General features: G+C 44.9%; 18 protein-coding genes and 1 riboswitch. Of the genes, 13 read left to right on the top strand and 5 right to left on the bottom strand.

The features are described 5' to 3' along the window. Positions 1–68: 68 nt before the first annotated feature. Positions 69–1892 carry a DUF3413 domain-containing protein gene (locus R7O12_RS00600; protein WP_238975026.1) on the top strand — a complete coding sequence of 608 codons (1824 nt, stop codon included), beginning with the start codon at positions 69–71 and terminating at the stop codon, positions 1890–1892. A gap of 75 nt (positions 1893–1967) precedes the next feature. Here the strand turns inward: R7O12_RS00600 and R7O12_RS00605 are convergent, their stop codons facing one another. Then, complete coding sequence (locus R7O12_RS00605; RefSeq protein WP_017636010.1) at positions 1968–2942, bottom strand: TDT family transporter; 975 nt, start codon at positions 2940–2942, stop codon at positions 1968–1970. 109 nt (positions 2943–3051) lie between these two features. Between R7O12_RS00605 and R7O12_RS00610 the strand changes: the two genes are divergently transcribed. The 5 genes from R7O12_RS00610 (at position 3052) to dapD (ending at position 7825) form a co-directional block, all read left to right on the top strand. Continuing rightward, positions 3052–3978: a LysR substrate-binding domain-containing protein gene (locus tag R7O12_RS00610; protein ID WP_005380210.1), complete on the top strand. Its 927-nt coding sequence runs from the start codon at positions 3052–3054 to the stop codon at positions 3976–3978. Positions 3979–4106: 128 nt separating this feature from the next. Beyond that, positions 4107–4406 carry a YebG family protein gene (locus tag R7O12_RS00615; RefSeq protein WP_054700491.1) on the top strand — a complete coding sequence of 100 codons (300 nt, stop codon included), beginning with the start codon at positions 4107–4109 and terminating at the stop codon, positions 4404–4406. Between the two features lie 156 nt (positions 4407–4562). Further along, positions 4563–4638: riboswitch (Fluoride riboswitch) on the top strand. Positions 4639–4769: 131 nt separating this feature from the next. Then, positions 4770–5462 carry an iron-sulfur cluster assembly scaffold protein gene (locus R7O12_RS00620; protein WP_053349867.1) on the top strand — a complete coding sequence of 231 codons (693 nt, stop codon included), beginning with the start codon at positions 4770–4772 and terminating at the stop codon, positions 5460–5462. A gap of 23 nt (positions 5463–5485) precedes the next feature. Further along, on the top strand, positions 5486–6469 hold the full coding sequence (locus R7O12_RS00625; protein WP_053349836.1) for a GGGtGRT protein: 984 nt from the start codon (positions 5486–5488) through the stop codon (positions 6467–6469). Between the two features lie 324 nt (positions 6470–6793). After that, positions 6794–7825, top strand: coding sequence for a 2,3,4,5-tetrahydropyridine-2,6-dicarboxylate N-succinyltransferase (gene dapD, locus R7O12_RS00630; protein ID WP_005391708.1), 1032 nt, complete (start codon positions 6794–6796; stop codon positions 7823–7825). 70 nt (positions 7826–7895) lie between these two features. Here dapD and glpQ read toward each other — a convergent pair whose 3' ends face one another. Both glpQ and glpT read right to left on the bottom strand, forming a co-directional pair. Next, positions 7896–8951 (bottom strand): glycerophosphodiester phosphodiesterase, encoded by a 1056-nt coding sequence (gene glpQ / locus R7O12_RS00635; protein WP_053304091.1) that lies wholly within the window; start codon positions 8949–8951, stop codon positions 7896–7898. A gap of 56 nt (positions 8952–9007) precedes the next feature. Next, positions 9008–10372, bottom strand: coding sequence for a glycerol-3-phosphate transporter (gene glpT / locus R7O12_RS00640; RefSeq protein WP_005380199.1), 1365 nt, complete (start codon positions 10370–10372; stop codon positions 9008–9010). A gap of 896 nt (positions 10373–11268) precedes the next feature. On the opposite strand from glpT, the gene R7O12_RS00645 reads away from it, so the two are divergent. The 5 genes from R7O12_RS00645 (at position 11269) to R7O12_RS00665 (ending at position 17617) form a co-directional block, all read left to right on the top strand. Continuing rightward, positions 11269–12123: an MIP/aquaporin family protein gene (locus tag R7O12_RS00645; RefSeq protein ID WP_005380195.1), complete on the top strand. Its 855-nt coding sequence runs from the start codon at positions 11269–11271 to the stop codon at positions 12121–12123. 59 nt (positions 12124–12182) lie between these two features. Then, positions 12183–13700: a glycerol kinase GlpK gene (gene glpK / locus R7O12_RS00650; protein ID WP_005380193.1), complete on the top strand. Its 1518-nt coding sequence runs from the start codon at positions 12183–12185 to the stop codon at positions 13698–13700. A 159-nt stretch (positions 13701–13859) separates the two neighbouring features. After that, complete coding sequence (locus R7O12_RS00655; protein WP_005380192.1) at positions 13860–14651, top strand: DeoR/GlpR family transcriptional regulator; 792 nt, start codon at positions 13860–13862, stop codon at positions 14649–14651. Between the two features lie 177 nt (positions 14652–14828). Then, positions 14829–16388, top strand: coding sequence for a glycerol-3-phosphate dehydrogenase (gene glpD, locus R7O12_RS00660; protein WP_318125550.1), 1560 nt, complete (start codon positions 14829–14831; stop codon positions 16386–16388). 275 nt (positions 16389–16663) lie between these two features. Continuing rightward, a complete protein-coding gene (locus R7O12_RS00665; RefSeq protein WP_005391702.1) occupies positions 16664–17617 on the top strand; it encodes a CorA family divalent cation transporter in 954 nt (317 codons plus the stop codon). A 73-nt stretch (positions 17618–17690) separates the two neighbouring features. Here R7O12_RS00665 and R7O12_RS00670 read toward each other — a convergent pair whose 3' ends face one another. Then, positions 17691–18875 (bottom strand): NnrS family protein, encoded by a 1185-nt coding sequence (locus R7O12_RS00670; protein ID WP_318125553.1) that lies wholly within the window; start codon positions 18873–18875, stop codon positions 17691–17693. Between the two features lie 182 nt (positions 18876–19057). Here R7O12_RS00670 and R7O12_RS00675 point away from each other — a divergent pair, with 182 nt between their 5' ends. After that, positions 19058–19609: a gamma-glutamylcyclotransferase family protein gene (locus R7O12_RS00675; protein WP_226083494.1), complete on the top strand. Its 552-nt coding sequence runs from the start codon at positions 19058–19060 to the stop codon at positions 19607–19609. Between the two features lie 38 nt (positions 19610–19647). On the opposite strand, the gene R7O12_RS00680 is transcribed toward R7O12_RS00675, so the two are convergent. Further along, complete coding sequence (locus R7O12_RS00680; protein WP_005380175.1) at positions 19648–20235, bottom strand: outer membrane beta-barrel protein; 588 nt, start codon at positions 20233–20235, stop codon at positions 19648–19650. A gap of 427 nt (positions 20236–20662) precedes the next feature. On the opposite strand from R7O12_RS00680, the gene ebgR reads away from it, so the two are divergent. Continuing rightward, entirely contained in the window at positions 20663–21649 is a 987-nt protein-coding gene (gene ebgR, locus R7O12_RS00685; protein WP_005380173.1) for a transcriptional regulator EbgR, read from the top strand. Positions 21650–21755: the final 106 nt, after the last annotated feature.

The following is a 21755-nucleotide window of genomic DNA, read 5'->3' on the forward strand; positions in this document are numbered from 1 at the left end:
AACTATTCCATAATAAAAAACACTGTTTTATACTCCCTCTACCCATAATTTATAAACAAACAAAAAGTATGTTTCGCAAACTGTCTTCCAACAGCGCTTGGCTGATTGCTTTTTTTGCTTGCTTTGCAGTGTACCTGTCGATCGCTTGTTATCCTTTTGTGTTGTCTAACAATCAGAATGAACCGCTAACCTTGTTGCAAGGTTACTATTTGGTTTCGACTCAATATGGCTGGCTGGGCTTGATCGCTCTTCCATTTATGTTGTTGAGTTTATTGCTCTCTTTTCTACCGACTCGAGCATTCAAAGGTATCGTGATCGCTATCGCGATCTGTCTATTGATCATGTTTAAAGTCGATATCCTCGTTTTTCAGCAATACAAACTTCACATCAACGCCCTATTAATCCGTATGTTTTTCGAAGGTGGCGGTGATGTCTTCGATATTTCTTGGATGAGTTGGCTTATCTTCGTCAGTGAAGTTGCCGTTCTGGTGATCGGGCTCGCCTGTACCGTTTGGGTAAGTAATCAACTGTCAGAAAGCCGAGCTAAGTTCGTTTTGATCAGCGTTTGGTTTGCTGTATTGCTTAGCACACAGATGATTCATGCGTACAAAAACGCACTTTACGACGATGAAGTCAGTCAGTTTTCGAATAACTGGCCACTTTACTACCCGCTGACGGCTCGTAAATTTATTTACAAACACGACCTAGTGGATGAGAACATTGCATCGAAGAACCGCGTAGAGTTAACCAACATTGAACGTAGCTCACTCAACTACCCGCTTGCGCCGATTCAAGTGCAAAGCAAAGAGAAACTGCCCAATGTTTTGTTTATCTTGGTTGACGCGTGGCGCTACAGTGATGCGACGCCGGAAGTCATGCCAAATGTCAGCAAGTTCGCCGAAAAAACGGTGAATTTCACACAACATATGAGCGGCGGCAACTCAACTCAAGCGGGTATTTTCAGCCTGTTTTACAGCTTGCCCGCGACCTACTGGGAAAGCTTTTACGCAAGTCAACGCTCTCCTGTGTTTATGGATACGCTGCAAGCAGAAGGCTACCGCATGGGCATTTTTGGCTCAGCACCGCTCACCAGTCCGCCACTCTCTCGCACGGTATTCAAAAAAGTGTCGGATTTGACCCTGAAACAAACTGGGGAAACAGCTGTCGAGCGCGATCAGCAGATAACAGACAAGTTCATCGAGTTCCAAAAGCAGGACAGCGACAAGCCGTACTTTGGTTTTCTGTTCTACGATGCCGCCCACGGCACGGTGTTTCCTGAACCTGAATTTGCGAAATTCAAACCATACTGGGAACGCGTTGACCACATTTTGCTCAACAACGATTTTGACGCTTCGCTTTACCACAATCGATACAAGAACTCGTTGTACTACATCGACAGCTTGATTGGTGATGTGCTGAAAAACGTCGACTTAGACAACACCATTGTGGTGATTTCATCAGATCATGGTGAAGAGTTTAATGACCATAAGATGAACTATTGGGGCCACACGGGTAATTACAGTGACGTTCAAGTGCATGTGCCTCTTTACGTGTACATGCCAAATCGTCAGCCAGAGCAAGTTGATTACCGCACGACCCATTTTGACGTCGTGCCAACCATGATGAATACGCTGTTTGACGTTCAAGGCACAACGAGTTCATACAGCGTTGGTCATAACTTGTTTGATAGCTCTGCCTCTCGCGATTGGTATATTGCAGGCAGCTACTACAACTATGCATTGGTCGGCAAAGAACTGATGCTTGTGGTCAACCCTGGCGGGCACTCTCAGCAACTGAATCGCCAGTTAAAAGTCGAGAAAGAACAGAAAGTTCCTGTCGATATCATTCGTCATTCTCTGGATGAGATGTCGCGATTTTACAAAAAAGGCTAGCGTCCAACATCGACGCCGATTGAAATAAAAAAGCCTCTTGGTTGTAAGACCAAGAGGCTTTTTCCTATCTGCTATTTAAGCGTGATGAGCGTGCATCAAGCGTGGCTGAATCAACAAGTTGTTGATGTATTGTAAGGCCACATAAGAGACAACAAATGTTGCCACAATCAACTCAAGACCAGCTAAGCCTCGCACTTGTTGAACATAGTGCGCAGCCAATCCTTGCAACTCCATCCAATTCGCCATTTTAAACAGCGCCGTCGCACCGATCACCATCGGGAAGGTAAACGCTGCATAGCCAGGGCTGAATGGCAGTCTAAGCAATTTAAAGAACGCGAGATATATGATGGCTGTCATCAATACCGCGATACCAAATAGCATAGCGATGATCACTGGTGATGGTGTCGCAGTGACCGTTAAGTACCCTGCCAATGATAGACTTGCTGGCGCCGCCATAATTGCCATGGTTGGTTTTGCTGCATCCGGAATTTCATGGGTAAACATGAAACGGTAAATCATCATCGGCAACATGATCGCGTACGCCACCATACCAAACATCAATGCACCTTGTGCCACTGGTGCTAACATAGGGTTGCCAGAGAAAGACACATCCGCAACGATGATACCCACAGGCGGTACAAACCAACTAGGAACCATGTGGTGCAATTCAAAATCTTTGGCGCGATGGTAAACAAAGCTCACCAAGAATACGATGTGCAAAACCACCGCAATCAGCCAAAGCGCATCGCCAGCTAATGGGTAAAAATGGCCGAGAGAGTTCGATACCACCATAGTGCCCATCGCAAATGTCGGAACCACGCTGCCCACAACCGGATGAGCAAGATCTTGTCTCAATAGATGATTATGTAGCAAAAACTTGGTTGCCAATATAGCCAACAATATGCTCGCGATACCCGCACTAATCCACTGTCCGTAGCCATGTAATTCGGCGAAGTTTTCCCAACTCCAGCCCAAGCTTGCAATACCAAGAGCCAAACCCGCCATTGGAGTTGGCGCTCCCATTACTTTTGCTTTTGTTCTTTGAATCATGATGACCTCAACCAGACTCACTCTTGATGAGACGTATAATACGCTTGCACTTCGTTCCGATATATCTAATTATTTAAAACAAACGTTCAGAATTACTTAACGGTGGGGTATGGCAAGTCACATTTCTCTTAAACAACTGAAAGTGTTTACGACGATCACGCAGCACAAAACGCTCACAGCAGCTTCTGATAGTCTCTTTTTATCGAAAGCCGCAGTGAGCATGGCACTCTCAGAATTAGAAAAACAGATCGGCCATCACTTGTTTGATCGTGTTAATAACCGACTGATTTTGAACCAAGAAGGTCAAAAACTGCTACCACTGGCGGATGAGTTACTCAACCGAGCCAAAGACATCGAGAGCATTTTCGATGGTGACCAAGCGCTATCGGGCCAACTTCGCATTGGTGCCAGCGACACCATTGGCAACCAAGTCGCGCCCTATTTGCTTAGCGAATTTCGTCAGCAAACGAACCATCGTTCTCAAAGCCTGTTCATTTCTAACTCCGCACAAATCTGCGACATGCTGACCGATTACGAGTTAGACATAGCCCTCATTGAGGGCAAAACACTTCACCCTGAATTGCAGTCTACCCAGTTTAGCGAAGATGAAATGTGCGTGATTTGCGCGCCCGATTACCCAGCCGCGCACGAAGGGCCAGTAAACTTAACCGAGCTAGAAAACAGTGAATGGATATTGCGAGAGGCAGGGTCCGGTTCACGCGAATTTTTTATGCGCGTTATCGCGCCGCGCTTGGAACATTGGCATGAAGCTTTTCAGCTCAATACCACCGAAGCGTTGATCAACTCAGTATCGGCAGGGTTAGGCTTGGGCTGCTTGTCACGTTTGTCTGCAGAACCTGCTATTCGTGACGGCCGCGTAAAACTGCTCGACATGCCTTTAGATATGAAACGTCGCTTCTGGTTACTGGTTCATAAAGAGAAATATCAAAGCCCATTGCTCAAAACGTTTATCGAATTTTGCCAAGATTGGGAGCGACCAGCAAACCTTCCTTTGGCGGACAAATCCGCAAAGTGAAACCAAGATAGTTTAAATGCTAGTCAGTTAGTTGTACGTGTCTCTCATTCTGAGGCTTGTCGCTAGACTTGATTGGTCAAAAACTGTATAAAAAGCCAGTATCAATACACCAAATTAGGGGACCAACCATGGCTGTAATCGTCAAGTACGTGGTAGAACGCAATGGAGAAGAGAAAATGACTTTTACCTCTAAAGCGGAAGCTGACGCATACGACAAAATGCTGGATATGGCAGACGAGTTATTCTCACTGCTGGGTAAAAGTGAACTTCTAGAAGACGAAGGTAAGCAAGAAGATCTTGCAATGTTCCTTGCGCAAAACAAAGAAGAAGTGCTTTACGCTCTTGGTGCAAAACGTAAACCTGCACCAAAAAAAGCAAAGAAGCTTGAAGCTGTTGAAGAAGATAGCGACCAAGAAGACGCTGCATAAGCCTCTCATTTGTTTAGAAAAAACGTCGCATTATGCGGCGTTTTTTTATTCCTTCCGTTTATCTCCATATATCTCTGAGAATATAAAGAACCGATTTAATATCCCAAATTGCTCTAAATTTCATGTTGCAGATTAGTGTGACTTAGATCTAGTCTAAATGGGTTCGGTGATGGGGTGCCACCGGAATCGAAAGATTCGAACCGCTTTTACAGCTAATGACTCCTACAGAAACGAAAACAGGTCAGCCCTGTTGGAAATGCTTTACCAATGTTGTTAAAGCAAGAGTTCTGTAGTGAGCAATTCAACTCTTCTCCAACCCCGCTCCTGTTTTCTCAAAAAATAAAAATACACTGGGAAAACATTATGCAATATTCACACGAAATCCAATCAATGTGCCCGATTCAACGCGGCGATCTTCATGCATCTGCACCGATCCCTGTTGAAGGCGCAATGATCAATCCAAAAGACGTTATCGCGATTTCTGGTCTTAGCCACGGCGTTGGCGCTTGTGCTCCTCAACAAGGTGCAGCAAAACTGACTCTTAACATCAAAAACGGCATCATCGAAGAAGCTTTGATCGAAACGATCGGCTGTTCAGGCATGACTCAATCAGCCGCGATGGCCGCAGAAATTCTAACAGGCAAAACCATTCTGGAAGCACTGAATACCGACTTGGTATGTGATGCTATCAACGTCGCGATGCGCGAAATCTTCCTTCAATTTGTTTACGGTCGTACTCAATCTGCTTTCTCTGAAGGTGGCTTGGAAATTGGTGCGGCACTGGAAGACCTCGGTCAAACTCAACGCAGCCAAGTGGGTACTAGCTACTCAACCAAAGCAAAAGGCGTGCGTTACATGGAATTGGCTGAAGGCTACGTAACAAAACTCGCACTAGACGAAAACAAAGAAGTGATTGGTTACCAATATCTCAACCTAGGCAAGATGATGAAAGCCATCAACGAAGGCGTATCTGCAGCAGAAGCCGCAGACAAAGCAACGGGGACTTACGGTCGTTTTGACGAAGCCGTATCTACCATCAACCCACGCCAAAAATAATTGCCACCAAGAGGAAAGAGATTATGAACACTCCAATTACTGAATCTGTACGTCGCACATTAGACGAAATGCAACTTTCTTCTCTGGAAGAGGCTTACCAATACTGTATGGATCGTGGTATCGACCCTAAAGCGCTGGTGATGGACACTCAACCTATCGCGTTTGAAAGCGCTGCCGATGCCTACACACTGGGTACTGCTTTGGCGATTTTCCGCGGTGCAAAAACAGCAGAAGAAGCTGCAAACATCATCGGTGAAGGCCTTCAAGCCTGCACAAAACCTGGCAGCGTCGCAGAGCAACGCCAAGTGGGTATCGGTCACGGTGCATTGGCGGCTCGTCTACTGAATGAAGAAAGTGGCTGTTTCGCTTTCCTTGCCGGTCATGAGTCATTCGCAGCGGCAGAAGGCGCAATCAAAATCGCATTGAACGTCAACAAATCACGCAAAAATCCGTTGAAAGTGATCCTGAACGGTTTGGGTAAAGACGCCGCTTACCTAATCTCACGCATCAATGGTTTCACTTACGTACGTACTCAATACAACTACCAAACTGGTGAGTTAGTGGAAGTAGAACGTCGCCGTTTCTCCCAAGGTCCACGTGGTGAGATCCTTTGCTACGGTGCAGACGATGTGCGTGAAGGCTTGGCTATCATGCATAAAGAACAAGTGGATGTGAGCATCACAGGTAACTCAACCAACCCGACTCGCTTCCAACACCCTGTAGCAGGTATCTACAAAGCGGAACGTAACCGTGAAGGCATGCCTTACTTCTCAGTTGCATCAGGTGGTGGTACTGGTCGTACTCTACACCCGGATAATGTGGCGGCAGGTCCTGCATCCTACGGTATGACCGATACCATGGGTCGCATGCACGCCGATGCGCAATTCGCGGGTAGCTCTTCAGTACCTGCACACGTAGCAATGATGGGCTTCATCGGTATGGGCAATAATCCAATGGTAGGTGCAACGGTTGCACTTGCAGTAGAGGTCGGTGAGCTAAGCCTCTAAGTCGATTTATCGCTTTACTACCCAAAGCCAGTAAATCCAACAAACCCAGTGTAGGGGGAGTGACTTCGGTCCTCCCCTTATTTTTTGCGATGCTCCCTTCTCCCACTTCACTGTGTCTCTGCCCAAAATCGGTCTGATAAGGCTTTTGCGACACATTTCTCATCAGACAAACATATCTCTAAAAAGACAAAAGGTATCCATCTACGGACTTTCTCCATTTCCCCTCTTTAAACTCCCCAATACTCTCTTTATGATGACTGACAACTTAATTATTTCTTGTCAGTGAACAGACGAGACACAAGACTCAACACATGGAGATCAACTATGGCTTTCTTCTCTCTAGCCTTTGGTACGGCAACTAAAAACCGCGACGGCAAAATCATCGAAGCGTTTTTCCCAAACCCAGTTCTTAACCCAAGCGAAGCGCTTGTTAACGCACTAGCAGCAGTAGCAGGTTACGAGCAAGGCAACCAAGCTATCGAGATCTCTGCAGCACAAAGCGCAGAACTGGCAGCAGCATTTGAAGCAAACGGCGATGCGGCAAACGCATCTTTCGCAGCAAAAGCAGCAGAATCAGCACAACCACTTGTACTGGTTATCCTTGCAACTGACGAGCAGCCACAAAGCGTTGCTGAAGGTTTCCTAAAACTTCAACTTATCTCTAACCGCCTAGTTCAACCGCACGGCACGGTACTAGACGGCATCTTCGGTCTACTACACAACATCGCATGGACTAACGAAGGCCCAATCGACTTACCTGAACTAGCAGAGCGTCAAATCGAAGCTCGCCTAGCGGGTCGTGCACTAAGCGTAGATTGTGTAGACAAGTTCCCTAAAATGGTGGACTACGTGGTACCAACTGGCGTTCGTATCGCTGACACTTCTCGCGTACGTCTTGGCGCACACGTTGGCGAAGGCACAACGGTAATGCACGAAGGCTTCATCAACTTCAACGCAGGTACAACTGGCGTGAGCATGGTTGAAGGTCGTATCTCTGCTGGTGTAGTGGTTGGTAACGGCTCTGACATCGGCGGCGGCGCATCTATCATGGGTACGCTATCTGGCGGCGGTAAAGTTGTGGTTTCTATCGGCGAAAACTCTCTACTAGGCGCGAACGCAGGTCTTGGTTTCCCAATGGGTGACCGTTGTACTATCGAATCAGGTCTATACGTAACTGCTGGTTCTAAAGTACGTATGCTAGATTCTGCTGGCCAAGAAGTAGAAGTAGTGAAAGCACGCGATCTTGCTGGTGTTTCTGACCTACTATTCCGTCGTAACTCTGTAACAGGTCAAATCGAGTGTCTTGCAAACAAGAGCGCGGTTGAACTGAACAGCGAACTGCATAAAAACAACTAATAAATAGTTAAGAAAAATCCCCCAGCAGGAAACTGTTGGGGGATTTTTTAGCTTAAAGAAAAATGCGTGATTACTGATTTAAAAAGCTGACCGCTTTATCTGGGAAATCAGTAAACAAACCATCCACTTTTACTTGGTTGTAGTACACATCCATCATGCCTTCAAAGCTGTCAGTGTACGCTGGAATGCGTCCTGGATCGGCGCGGAACGTGTATGGATGCACTTGCAAGCCAGCGTCTTTTGCAGCCTTCATCAACGGCTTGATGATGATATTGTCTTTGGTTGACTTATCATCCACCAGCATCGGCTTCCAAGGTCCAATTCCTTCCGCGTAACTCGCTACTTTCTTCATTCCGTCGGCTTCGAACATCCAGTCATAACTGTATGGTGTTGCCTTGTCGCCTTTGTACACCATAGTTTCGTTCCAGTCCGTGTAAGCCATAAGCTGAACGAGCTTTAAGTCCATATCCATTGCAGGCATGAGTTCATTGTTGATGCGTTGAAGTTCATTCGCATCAAAACATTGAAGGTAGACTTTGTCGTCTTGAGAGCCGTAACCGTACTGCTTCAAGACTTTAAGTACTGCTTTAGAAATGTCCTTACCTTCATGACGATGGAACCAAGGCGCTTTAATTTCTGGGTAAATACCGATGTCATAACCCAGCGTTTTGTTTAAGCCTTGGATCAGCTCAATCTCTTCAGCAAACGTCGGCACGGTGAAATCAGATTTCCACATAGGGAATCGGGTTGGATAGCCCGCTACTTTGTTGCCTTTGTCATCGATATTAAAGCCTTCAGTTACTCGCAAGGATTTGATTTCCGCCAGAGTGAAATCAATCGCGTAATAACGACCATCTTTACGTGCACGATCAGGAAAACGCTCCGCAACATCCGTTACGCGATCGAGATAATGGTCATGCAACACGACCAACTGGTCATCTTTCGTCATTACCACATCTTGCTCTATGTAGTCAGGTTTCATTGCGTAAGCAAGTGCTTTGGCTTCTAGCGTGTGCTCAGGCAAGTAGCCCGATGCACCACGATGCGCAATGACAAGCGGCTTCGCAATCGCACCAGCAGAGAGGCTAAGTGCTAAAAAAGTAAGACATACTGACTTTGTTTTCATTGTTATTTCCTTGATAAAGCGAAGAGGCAGTATTCCACTGCCTCTTTAAATAAATATTACGCTAGCGCTTCCTTCTCGCGCTCTTTTTGCTCGTGGTGCGCACGTTCACCTAAGAAGGCGTACATCAAACACACGATAGAAGTAATACAAGAACCCACTAAGATGATAAAGCCACCATCCCAGCCAAAGTGGTCTACGGTATAGCCCAAAATCGCGTTTGCGGCAACTGCCCCACCCAGGTATCCAAACAAACCAGTAAGACCAGCGGCAGTACCTGCGGCTTTCTTCGGAGCGAGTTCAAGTGCGTACAAACCGATCAGCATAACCGGACCATAGATTAGGAAGCCTATTGCAATAAGCGCCATCATATCTACTGTTGGGTTGCCCGCAGGGTTAAACCAATAAACCATCACTGCAACTGTCACTAGCACCATAAATAAGATACCAGCAGGTGCACGACGACCTTTGAACAATTTGTCAGAGATCCAACCACACAATAGTGTTCCTGGAATGCCAGCCCATTCGTATAAGAAATAAGCCCATGACGATTTATCTACCGAGAAATCCTTCGCTTCTTTTAGGTAAACAGGTGCCCAGTCCAGTACGCCGTAACGAATTAGATAAACAAATGCGTTTGCAATTGCAATCGACCAAAGAAGTTTGTTGTTGAAGACGTATTTGAAGAAGATTTCCTTCGCTGTCATTTCTTGTTCATGGGACTTGTCATAGTCATCTGGGTAATCGTCTTTGTATTCTTCAATAGGAGGCAGACCACAAGACTGAGGGGTATCGCGAACCGTCATCCAAACAAACACAGCAACCAACGTGGCGAAAAATGCAGGAACATAAAATGCAGTGCGCCAATCATCGTTAAATGCCCACAGGCCAAGAATAAATAGTGGACCAATCAAGCCGCCACCCACGTTGTGCGCCACGTTCCAAACCGAAACGATCTCACCACGCTCTTTACGTGACCACCAGTGCACCATGGTTCGGCCACAAGCAGGCCACCCCATCCCTTGGAACCAACCGTTCAAGAAAAGCAAAATGAACATCGCAGTGACGCTACCAGTCGCCCATGGCATAAAGCCAAAGCAAAACATCACTAATGCAGACATCAATAGGCCGCCACTAAGGAAATAGCGAGGGTTGGAGCGGTCTGAAACGCTGCCCATTAGAAACTTAGAGAGACCATATGCAATGGAAACAGCTGCCAAGGCGACACCTAAGTCTCCGCGGCTAAAGCCTTGCTCGATAAGATAAGGCATCGCCAAACTGAAGTTTTTACGAACTAGATAGTAACCGGCGTAGCCAACAAAGATACCGATAAAGAGTTGCCAACGGAGGCGAGAGTAGGTGCTATCGATGCTGCCAGGGGACAGACGATCAATGTGCGCCTTAGGTTTGAATATTCCAAACATAGGAACCTCATTATTTTGTATGCGATGGTAAAAACACAAAAGGAGCGAACGAAACAAAATAAATCTTCGTTCGAAAGTTCATGAATTGTATGGAGTTAGGATTTTATTTCTGTGACAAATGTTGCACATGGATTAAATATAAGTAAATACAGTAAATTATATGAGCATTAATTAGATCATCGTTCAACTTTACTCAAGATTCGTTAATATGAAACTGATGTTCAAACCTCTCACTTGAGCATTCCAATTCGAAACCTTTGAAACAAAGGCTCGAATTAGAACATAAACTAACCGTAAAAAGGGCGATTTACGCCTGCCCTACTCGCTCCGAACCAACTAATAACTAAAAAGCTGAAAAACGATCACGTTTAGCATCAAACGAAATAAAAAAAACAATTTTTATTTGAATACAAGCCGAAGCAATGATTCACAAACACAAGACATTAACAGCGTTTATTCTCTTCTCAACTCATCCTATTGGTATCAATGGGATGACGATTTTTTCTAAAAGTCCAAACATGACAGCGTATTTTTTATATCACTGCAATCCCTTGATACATTTGACATTCCGCTACTCCTTTAGGGTTAATTGCTACACAAGTTCTGTGCAATAAGTCTCCAAGCACGTAGCAGCTTCACAAAACTCCTCTTACCAGTTGTGCATTCTTTTTCACATCGGTAATTTGAGCGCTCTCAACACTGGCCTCGTGACAAATAAATTATTTTCGTTGTGTTCTTTTCCGGTTAAAAGATGCGCCATTTAACAAAAACGAAGACTTTGATTAACAAATTTATGCTCAAACGCTCACTTTTAACGCTCGTTTGTTTTCGTAAACGTTTATATATGCACAATAGTATCGTGCTAGACAGGCAAAAATGATCAAAGGACTTTTAACATGACAACGAACAAACACCCCTCTCTGCTTGGAGAATGTTTGGCCGAGTTTATCGGTACAGGACTACTTATTTTCTTCGGCGTAGGCTGTGTTGCAGCCTTAGTTCTAACAGGCGCATCATTTGGACAATGGGAAATCAGTATTGTATGGGGCTTCGGTGTCGCCATCGCTATTTACTGTACGGCTGGCGTCTCTGGTGCACACATCAACCCTGCCGTTACCATCGCACTTGCTATGTTCCATGGTTTTGATAAGGCGAAAGTGGTGCCATACATTATCGCTCAAATGCTTGGGGCATTCTGTTCTGCTGCATTGGTATACAGCTTATACAGCAACCTTTTCACCGACTACGAAATCGCTCATAACTTCGTTCGCAGCAGCCAAGATGCACTAGCAACTGCTGGTATCTTCTCAACCTATCCGCATGCCTCCCTCTCTTTCTTTGGTGCTTTTGCTGTGGAATTCGTTATCACTGCTGTGCTGATGTTTGCGATTCTGGCTCTGGGCGATGAAAATAACGGCGCGGCACGTGGCGCAATGAACCCTCTATTGATCGGTATTTTGATTGCCGTCATCGGTGGTTCACTTGGCCCACTAACAGGCTTTGCGATGAACCCTGCTCGTGACTTTGGACCAAAGCTGTTCGCTTACTTCGCTGGTTGGGATTACGCTCTGACAGGTGCTAAAGACATTCCTTACTTTATCGTGCCTTTACTTGCTCCGATTGCAGGTGCGTGTTTTGGTGGTTGGTTGTATCCAAAAGCGATTGCCGCTTACCTTCCACAACAAGGTCACGGTTGCACGATTCCAAACCAATGTGAGACGGAAGAAGAAACAGAAGAAGCTAGAGCTTAAAACTGACGTAACTCGAACATTTACTAAAATATAAATAACGAAACAAAAGGATTCTTACCATGACTGAGCAAAAATACATTGTTGCCCTAGACCAAGGTACAACAAGCTCTCGCGCAGTGATTCTTGATCATGATGCGAACATCGTAAGCGTCGCGCAACGCGAATTTACTCAGATTTATCCAGAAGCTGGTTGGGTTGAACATGATCCAATGGAGATCTGGGCAACACAAAGCTCTACCTTAGTAGAAGCTCTAGCTAAGTCTGGCATCCGTAGCGACCAATTAGCGGCTATCGGTATTACTAACCAGCGTGAAACGACTATCGTCTGGAACAAAGAAACAGGTAAACCCGTTTACAATGCGATTGTATGGCAATGTCGCCGTACTGCTGATATCTGTGAAGATTTAAAAGCACGCGGTCTCGAAAACTATGTACGTGACAACACTGGTTTGGTGCTTGACCCTTACTTCTCCGGTACCAAAGTTAAATGGATTCTGGACAATGTTGAAGGCGCACGAGAAGACGCAGAAGCAGGTAAGCTGTTGTTTGGTACTGTCGATACTTGGTTAGTTTGGAAGATGACTCAAGGTCGCGTTCACGTAACCGACTACACTAACGCATCGCGTACCATGCTGTTTAACATCAACGATCTATGTTGGGATCAAAAAATGTTAGATGAGCTTGGCATCCCAGCATCTATGATGCCAGAAGTGAAGCGCTCATCGGAAATTTACGGTAAAACCAACATCGGTGGTAAAGGCGGTACTCGTATTCCTATTTCTGGAATCGCAGGTGACCAACAAGCGGCGCTTTACGGCCAAATGTGTGTTGAAGCGGGTCAAGCGAAAAACACTTACGGTACGGGTTGTTTCTTGCTAATGAATACTGGCCAAGAAAAAGTCACTTCGACACATGGCCTTCTAACTACTTTGGCTTGTGGTCCTGCAGGCGAACCAGCTTATGCACTTGAAGGTGCCGTATTCATGGGTGGGGCTTCTATCCAATGGCTACGCGATGAATTGAAAATCCTAAACGGTGCAGAAGACTCTGAATACTTCGCGACAAAAGTGGATACATCAAACGGCGTTTATGTCGTGCCTGCATTTACTGGTTTAGGTGCACCATACTGGGATGCCTACGCACGTGGCACGATTGTCGGCCTTACTCGCGGTGTGAATTCAAACCATATCATCCGTGCAACATTGGAAGGCATCGCTTATCAAACTCGTGACGTACTGGATGCGATGCAAGCTGACTCAGGTATTAAGCTTGCGAACCTTCGCGTCGATGGTGGTGCAGTAGCGAACAACTTCCTCATGCAATTCCAATCCGATGTATTGAACACAGAAGTACACCGCCCTCAAGTAACTGAGGTTACCGCTCTTGGTGCAGCCTACCTTGCCGGCCTTGCAGTTGGTTACTGGGATAGCATTGATGAGTTGCAGAATAAAGCGGTACTTGATCGCACCTTTGAGCCACACGATGATGAAGAAAAACGCAATCGTCGTTACAAGGGTTGGAAACGTGCAGTGAAATGTGCACAAACCTGGTCTGAACTTCACGACGAAGAAGATTAATCTCATCTCCATAAGAAAAAAAGAGCGCCATTTGTGCGCTCTTTTTGCGCTTTATCCCCGATTCCTGAACTCGCTTACTTCTCACAACGAGCAAATTCGAGCACAATAGAGCTTCGAATTTGAAGCATTGGCCGTTACCAATGCACAAGGGAGTGGTAAGTGAAGCAAATACCTCGACACCAGCAGATTGTTGAGCTGGTGAAAAAACAAGGCTATGTCAGCACGGATGAGTTAGTAGAAAGATTCAATGTCAGCCCACAAACCATCCGACGCGATCTCAATGAACTCGCCGATGACAACAAAATTCGTCGTTATCACGGTGGAGCCACTATTCCTCTCAGTTCTGAAAACACATCTTACAACACGCGTAAAGCGCTCAACTTCAATGAAAAAGATGTCATTGCAGACGAGGTAGTCAAACACATTCCAGATGGTGCCACACTATTCATCGATATCGGCACCACACCAGAAGCAGTTGCGCGAGCGCTCAATAAAAACCATAAACAGTTGCGTGTTGTCACCAACAACATCAATGTTGCGACCATTCTTTTCCCTAACCCTGAAATCAAAGTTATCTTAGCGGGTGGAGAAGTCCGCAGCAGAGACGGCGGTATTGTTGGCGAGGCTACCCTCGATTTCGTTAAACAGTTCCGTCTCGACTTTGGTATTCTCGGCATTAGCGGTATCGACTTCGATGGCTCGCTATTAGACTTTGATTACCACGAAGTCCGGGTCAAACAAGCGATCATTGACAATAGCCGTAGTGTATTTCTTGCCGTAGACCACACCAAGTTCGGGCGCAATGCTATGGTGAAACTAGGCAATATTGCACAGCTCAACATGATCTTTACCAATAAGCAGCCACCAGAAGAAATCTTGTCAATTTTGAAGGAAGCTTCTATCCCACTTGAAGTGGTTGAAGCTAACGAATCAAACTCCGAAAACGAGTAACGTCAATCGTATAACTCCCCCTCAAATGACCTCTGTCTTAATTAGACAGAGGTTTTTTTTGTGTCTAAATCACACAAAACGCTCACAAACGAAAATAATAGATGATCACAAACGAAACATGATCTAGGATTACATTATGTTCTAAAATGCTCGTTCGCTCACCAAGAGGTCAAATTTATGAGTATACAAAATAATGCTTCCACTACTAGCTCATCCACTACCTTAGACTTGATCGTAATCGGTGGCGGCATTAACGGAGCTGGTATTGCGGCAGACGCAGCAGGCCGAGGTTTGAGTGTTGGCTTATATGAAGCAAATGACTTCGCATCTGCGACTTCTTCAGCAAGTTCTAAACTGATACACGGCGGTTTACGCTACCTTGAACACTACGAGTTTCGTTTAGTTTCGGAAGCGCTCGCAGAGCGTGAGGTTATTCTTCATAAAGCACCACACGTCGCATTACCAATGCGTTTCCGTTTACCGCATCGCCCATTCCTACGCCCAGCTTGGATGATTCGTTGTGGCCTTTTCCTTTACGATAACTTGGGTAAACGTACGACGCTGCAAGGCAGTAAAACCGTCAACCTTGCGAAATCTGGCTTGCTAAAACCAGAAATGAAAACGGGTTTCGAATACTCTGACTGTTGGGTTGATGATGCACGTTTAGTATTACTGAACGTTCTTGCGGCTCGCGAAAACCATGCTGAAGTACGTAACTACTGCCGCGTGGAAAAAGCACACCGTGAAGGTGGTATCTGGCACGTTACTATTCACGATGTGATGACAGACCAACGTTTCGAACGTAAAGCGAAAGCGTTAGTCAATGCTGCGGGGCCTTGGGTAAAACAGTTCTTTGATGATGGATTAGAGCAAGCCTCTCCTCGTAACATTCGCTTAATCAAAGGCTCGCACATCGTTGTTCCTCGTATCCACAACGAACCGCAAGCCTACATCCTTCAAAACAAAGACAATCGCATCGTATTTATGATTCCTTACTTAGATAAGTTTTCAATCATTGGTACAACAGATGTGGAATACAAAGGTGACCCACGCGAAGTGTCGATCTCAGATGACGAAGTCGATTACCTCATTGATATCGTAAACCAACACTTTGTCCACCAGTTGACTCGCGAAGATGTAGTTTGGACATACAGCGGTGTTCGTCCTTTATGTGACGATGAATCTGACTCTCCGCAAGCAATCACACGAGACTACACGCTAGAGCTCGATGCGGAATACGACCATGCACCTCTGCTTTCTGTTTTTGGTGGTAAGTTAACGACCTACCGTAAGTTAGGTGAAGCAGCAATGAAGAAACTTGCTCCGTTCCTACCTGAAATGGGTAAAGACTGGACGGCCAACCAAACCCTTCCTGGTGGTAACTTCAGCTGTAGTCGTGAACAATTAGCTAAACAAATTCACGCTAAATACACTTGGGCGCCAGAAGCATTGATTCTTCGTTATGTCACACAGTTTGGTACCCAAACCTGGAACTTAATGGAAGGCACAACAAGTGAAGCTGACTTAGGACAAACGTTCTCGGCACAAGCAGGTGGTGTTTACCAACGTGAGATCGATTACTTAATGAACCATGAAATGGCAATGACCGATGAAGACATTTTATGGCGCCGTACTAAGCTTGGTCTTTACATGAACGAGGAAGAAAAACAGGCCTTAACGGACTATTTAAAGAAAAAGCTACAACAGAAAGTGGTTAATCTTTCTCAAGTTGGCTAACAGCTCCCCTCCCTCCCCCACAATAAAGCCTGCTTAGTTGCAGGCTTTTTGTTTTGTTGTTTAAGCACAACACCTTGGTGCGCTCCACTCGATTGCAAATAAGAACAACTATTCATAGACATTTGGCGTTAAATACAATCATACTCATTTGAAAAATAATGCATCAATGACTTCAGAGTACCGTACTCAGAGTATTGCCTCTGTATGGCAATGCAATTCTCGCGAAAGAAGTATCTTGAGGTTATTTTGGTATCGGCTCAAACAAGGAAAAGAAAATGGGTTTTATGATTGAACATTGGGACTTCTCAACCCCAGAAGCAACTCAACAATCCACCACGGCAGAGCAAATTCAAGCTAAGCATTGGTACCATTGCGAACGGCTGCATCCTGATATTCGTGGTTGGCTGGAGCAGAACCAAGTACCTCGAGCTACGGTTGATCATCTATTAGCCGACGAAAGCCGACCATCTTTCCATCCTTTGGATGACGAGAACTTCATGTTGATTTTACGAGGCGTCAATATGAACGGCAATGCATCACCAGAAGATATGCTTAGTATTCGAATTCTCTACTTTCAAGGCGCACTCATTTCAACTCGTAAAATTCCATCACGCGCGATCATGGAGATTCGCCAAGCATTAGCGGAACACAAAGGCCCAAAAAGTCTTGCCAGTTTACTTCATCAGATCATTGAAGGATTAAACAGTAAAATAGACATTTACCTTGATACGATTGAAGAAACACTAAACCAGTTCGACGTGAATGATGAGTCGACGTACAAACATATGGCGACTCAAAAAGCACTGATTTCTATCAAGCGTTTTATTCGCCCTCAGCAGTACGCTATCCGTGATCTTGTGGAGTCAGAATCAGAATTGATTGCTTTGAGACCTCATCAATATCGCTTCGCACACAATAATATTACGCGCATAAATGAAACACTTGAGTTTTATCTTGGAGAAGTGGCGCTTTTCCAAGAAGAGATCAAACATCATCGTGATGAGAAAACCAATAAAAACAGTTATCTGTTTACTTTGGTAGCAACGATTTTTCTACCAACCAGCTTCTTAACAGGTTTACTCGGCATCAATGTTGGTGGAATGCCAGGTGTGGAATCCACCATGGCATTCACCTGGTTCTGTATCGCCTTAATTGTCATTTTTGGTCTAGAGTGGTGGCTATTTAAACGCTTGGGGCTCACGAATAAAGCGGACGACGAAGACGAGTAAACACTAAACCTATAAAGAACAAAAACCAAAAGAGGAGCACGCGGCTCCTCTTTTCTCTACTCACATTAGAATCTTATCCGGGGTGACCATCCACACGAGGGGTCACAAGCATCACACCAAAGCGCCACACAAATAGCCCAAACGCAACAATCCATAATCCGCCGCTGATATCAATCCACAGTATCATGTTCGCTGGGTCAAAGATCACGGCGAAACTGCGAACCAAAGCTGCCGCGGTAATCGCCGCAAACGCAAGGCTCATGTTTGGTCCTTTGTAGATCATGCGACCAGTATGTCCCATCGTCACCCGTGCAATCATCGCTAAAATCAAACCGCCTAACGCACCTATCGCAAACAGGTGAATGAGGTTATGGCTGGCAAATGCATCTCCCCAGACGCCTCGCAAAATTAAGCTTAGTGGTAAACACAAATACGCAGCATGCAGCGACCACACTAAAGGCTCGCTCAGGGTTAACCAAGGTTTCCAGCGAACAAAACGCACCAACTGAGCAACACCTGCAAACAGCATCAAAGGACTACCTAGTTCTGCAAACGTCACAGGGAAAAAGCTCAGCGCAAATAACATTACCAACGGCAAGTTCGCAAACCACTCTAACCAAGCCGATGGTTGCGCTTTTTCGAAATTAAATCGACGCGCAGTAAAAAATGGAATCACACGTCCGCCCATCACTGACAACAGCAAGGTAAACCACCACAGCATTGCTTGCCACACCGCTGAAGAGCTAAAGGGCGGCATACCTTTTATCGTTGCGTAGCTTGCAAAGTTCGCAAAGATGGCTAAAAGAAACAGTGGAACGAAAAACAAATTACGCCAACCTTTGGCTCGATACACACGAATGCCCACCTCATAGGCGACAAACAGTAAAAATACCGCTTCGATACTGCTGGTTAACCATAACGGTGCTGGTGTCCAAAGCAATATGCGGGGCACTAACCACAAGCCAAATAAAGCCAGAAGCATGTAATGCTTGGTACCATTAATGCCAGTCCAGTTTTGTACCGCGGTCAGTACAAAGCCAACTACAATGGCCATCGAAAAACCGAACAACATTTCATGTACGTGCCACCACAATGCAGGCACGGCTAATGCGTTTGGCTGTCCGCCTTGGAACATCCACACCCACAACGCAATCGCAACAATGGCGTAAATCGACCCAAACAGAAAAAACGGCCGAAAGCCTAATCGCAGCCATGCGGGGATTTTTTCTTCTACTTTTTTATCGGTGATATTCAGCATTATCTTGCCCTCAAGCGTCTCTCGATGCTGGTTAACTCAACTACATATTGATGCTACCATAAACATGTATAAAAAATACATGTTTATAATTAAGATTATACTTAAGAGGTAAAGTTGTGCTTCAGATGCGGGTTAGGTATAAACATGAGAGGCACAACTATCAGTTAAGGGATGCAACGACAATGTACATATTTGGCTATGGCAGTTTGATTAATTCTGCGTCGCGTAAGTTAACCGGACAAACGGGAGAAGCCATTCCCGTCATAGCACATGGGTTGGTTCGCTACTGGGGGAAGATTGACGACAGCTACAGCCTCTCTCCATTAGTGGTGAACCAAGGCGATGGACAGGTTAATGGCGTTTTACTCGAAGTAAATGAAGAAGCGCTCGCAGAATTCGACCGCCGTGAGCGAGGTTATCATCGTATTCAACTTCAGCCAGATCAAATCGAAACAGATGCGAATTTTAACCAAGAACATGACATTTGGGTTTACGTAAAAGACGAGCCACTACCACCATGCGAAAAGAGCCCAATCATGCAAAGTTATGTTGATACCGTACTGGCAGGTTGCTTGGAAGTTTCCCACGCGTTTGCAGAGCATTTTGTGCGTCACACCATTGGCTGGCAACACGCGAAAGAAAATGACCGCCACCAACCCAAATATGGCAACCTTGCAGGCGTACAAGATCACCATTATGAGTTGATTGATAATCTAATAAAAAAAGGAGCCTAACGGCTCCTTTTTAGTATCTATGTTTTGCTTACGCGAGCTTAAAACTTGTAATCAACACCAACGTACAGGCTGTCAAAATCAAAATCTTCGCTGCCACCGTTTTCGGCATCAATACTTACCGAAGAAGCACGGTAGCCACCAGATACAACCAAACCTGAAGCGAACTCATAACCAGCCTCAACACCGTAGTTAAAGCCTACATCACGACCATCATCGGTAACAGTGCTAGATGATTTCACTTCATAAGAAACACTCATTACACCAAGGCCAGCAATCGCACCAACATAGAAGCCTGTACCTGCAAATTGGTATTTAGGCTTCGCATTGAAATTGAACGCAGAAGCATCAACACTAAATTTAACCGGCCACCCCATGTAAGAAAATGTTTCTTCAAAGTCGCCAAAGTATATGTACTCACCTTCAAAAGCTAGTTTGAAGTTTTCTGAATATTGAAGCTCTTTACCTACAGCAAAGCTAAGACCTGTCGCAGAAAAATCTTTTGACAAGCTTTTAACTTTAAGATCTGAATTTACCAAATCAGCACCAACATACCAGTTACCTTTTGCTTGAACTGATGCTGAAGCAACCACTGCACCTAAAGCCAATAATGGCAATACTTTTTTCATTATAATTTCCTAATTTTTCATACTGTTAGACAGCTTTTAAAAGCGCGGAGATTATAAATAGAGTTGAATACTTTCCTATTGATTTGTTTATAAAATGAGACACAAAACATAAACATGAACAATAAAACGTTTGCTTGATTAAACTCTAAACAGCTCGAATCCTATTAAGTACTAGAGTTACCACAAGTAGCAAGTTTCCAAACCAGTCGCGTTTTTCAGTATTTTTACAGCAATATAATCCTTACGTTTACGGCTTTATTTATTACTCAATAGAGTGTATTTCATGAAAACAAGTTGGCTTGATATGCTGATTTAAAGTGTTTAGGACTGTCTTACTAAAGGTTTGTGCATCTCTAAGTAGCTGTTTAAAATAGTCAGATTATTGAGCTCACACTTGGGCAGTGAGCAGTGCCGACGGGAAATTTACATGGCAAAGCTAAAAGATATCGCCATTGAAGCGGGCGTCTCACTTGCAACCGTATCGCGGGTTTTGAACAACGACCCAACGTTGAGCGTTAAAGAAGAAACCAAATACCGCATTTTGGAAATTGCAGAAAAACTGGAGTACCGCACCAGTAGCTCGAAGAAAGGCATCAAAGAAGTTAAGCAAAAACATCACTTTTTAGCCTTATATAACTACAAACAAGAAACAGAGGTGAATGACCCTTACTACTTATCAATTCGTCATGGGATTGAAACGCAATGCGACAAATTAGGTATTACGCTAACCAATTGCTATAACAGTGAAATTGATGTTGAAACGAAAAAGATAACAGGTGTCCTTTTAGTCGGAAATGTCGACCAAAAGGTAGTAGATAAATTACCTAAACGTCTAGCCGATAGCATCTGCTACATAAACTTTTCAGATCCAACCTGCCCTTATGATTGCGTTGATGTCGACCTTATTCGAATCAGTAGGCAAGTAGTTGATTTCTTCGTACAACGAGGCTACCGCCGCATCGGTTATATTGGCGGTCAAAACAAGCCCGACGCAGCTGACACTCGTGAAAATGTGTTTTTGGACTATGGCTATCTAAAAGGCGTGGTCGCAGAACAAGATATACACTATTGTGCCTGCTCTAGTTTGTCCGGTTATAACTTAGCGAAAGAGATGCTAGCCAAAGGTGACTTCCCGAAAGCAGTATTCATTGATTCAGACTCCATCGCGATTGGCATAGTACGTGCAATCCATGAATTTGGCTTAAAGATACCAGAGGATATTACGTTGATTAGTATGAATGATATTCCTACTGCTCGCTTTACCTTTCCGCCGTTGTCTACAATTCGTATTCACTCTGAGTTGATGGGAACTCAGGGAGTGAACTTACTGGTGGAAAAATACCGAGATGGACGCTTACAACCTCTTCATGTATACGTGCAAACAGAGCTTAAACTACGTGGTACAACTCAATGATACCTTTTCCATTAATCTCTTTTATGAATTAAATCTGGAACATCCCCCCCAACCAAAGACATTCATTTTGCTCAATCAGTACTGTTTCGGTATAACGCCGATAACT

The organism is Vibrio sp. Vb1574 (genome assembly GCF_033338675.1).

Bases quoted from the DNA above. Each gene is read 5' to 3' on its own strand.
- R7O12_RS00600 (WP_238975026.1), top strand. From the start codon at position 69: ATGTTTCGCAAACTGTCTTCCAACAGCGCTTGGCTGATTGCTTTTTTT.
- R7O12_RS00670 (WP_318125553.1), bottom strand. From the start codon at position 18,875: ATGCTGAATATCACCGATAAAAAAGTAGAAGAAAAAATCCCCGCATGG.
- R7O12_RS00625 (WP_053349836.1), top strand. From the start codon at position 5,486: ATGAACACTCCAATTACTGAATCTGTACGTCGCACATTAGACGAAATG.
- R7O12_RS00680 (WP_005380175.1), bottom strand. From the start codon at position 20,235: ATGAAAAAAGTATTGCCATTATTGGCTTTAGGTGCAGTGGTTGCTTCA.
- glpK (WP_005380193.1), top strand. From the start codon at position 12,183: ATGACTGAGCAAAAATACATTGTTGCCCTAGACCAAGGTACAACAAGC.
- R7O12_RS00675 (WP_226083494.1), top strand. From the start codon at position 19,058: ATGTACATATTTGGCTATGGCAGTTTGATTAATTCTGCGTCGCGTAAG.
- R7O12_RS00620 (WP_053349867.1), top strand. From the start codon at position 4,770: ATGCAATATTCACACGAAATCCAATCAATGTGCCCGATTCAACGCGGC.
- R7O12_RS00605 (WP_017636010.1), bottom strand. From the start codon at position 2,942: ATGATTCAAAGAACAAAAGCAAAAGTAATGGGAGCGCCAACTCCAATG.
- glpT (WP_005380199.1), bottom strand. From the start codon at position 10,372: ATGTTTGGAATATTCAAACCTAAGGCGCACATTGATCGTCTGTCCCCT.
- glpD (WP_318125550.1), top strand. From the start codon at position 14,829: ATGAGTATACAAAATAATGCTTCCACTACTAGCTCATCCACTACCTTA.
- ebgR (WP_005380173.1), top strand. From the start codon at position 20,663: ATGGCAAAGCTAAAAGATATCGCCATTGAAGCGGGCGTCTCACTTGCA.
- R7O12_RS00665 (WP_005391702.1), top strand. From the start codon at position 16,664: ATGGGTTTTATGATTGAACATTGGGACTTCTCAACCCCAGAAGCAACT.
- dapD (WP_005391708.1), top strand. From the start codon at position 6,794: ATGGCTTTCTTCTCTCTAGCCTTTGGTACGGCAACTAAAAACCGCGAC.
- R7O12_RS00645 (WP_005380195.1), top strand. From the start codon at position 11,269: ATGACAACGAACAAACACCCCTCTCTGCTTGGAGAATGTTTGGCCGAG.
- R7O12_RS00615 (WP_054700491.1), top strand. From the start codon at position 4,107: ATGGCTGTAATCGTCAAGTACGTGGTAGAACGCAATGGAGAAGAGAAA.
- R7O12_RS00610 (WP_005380210.1), top strand. From the start codon at position 3,052: ATGGCAAGTCACATTTCTCTTAAACAACTGAAAGTGTTTACGACGATC.
- glpQ (WP_053304091.1), bottom strand. From the start codon at position 8,951: ATGAAAACAAAGTCAGTATGTCTTACTTTTTTAGCACTTAGCCTCTCT.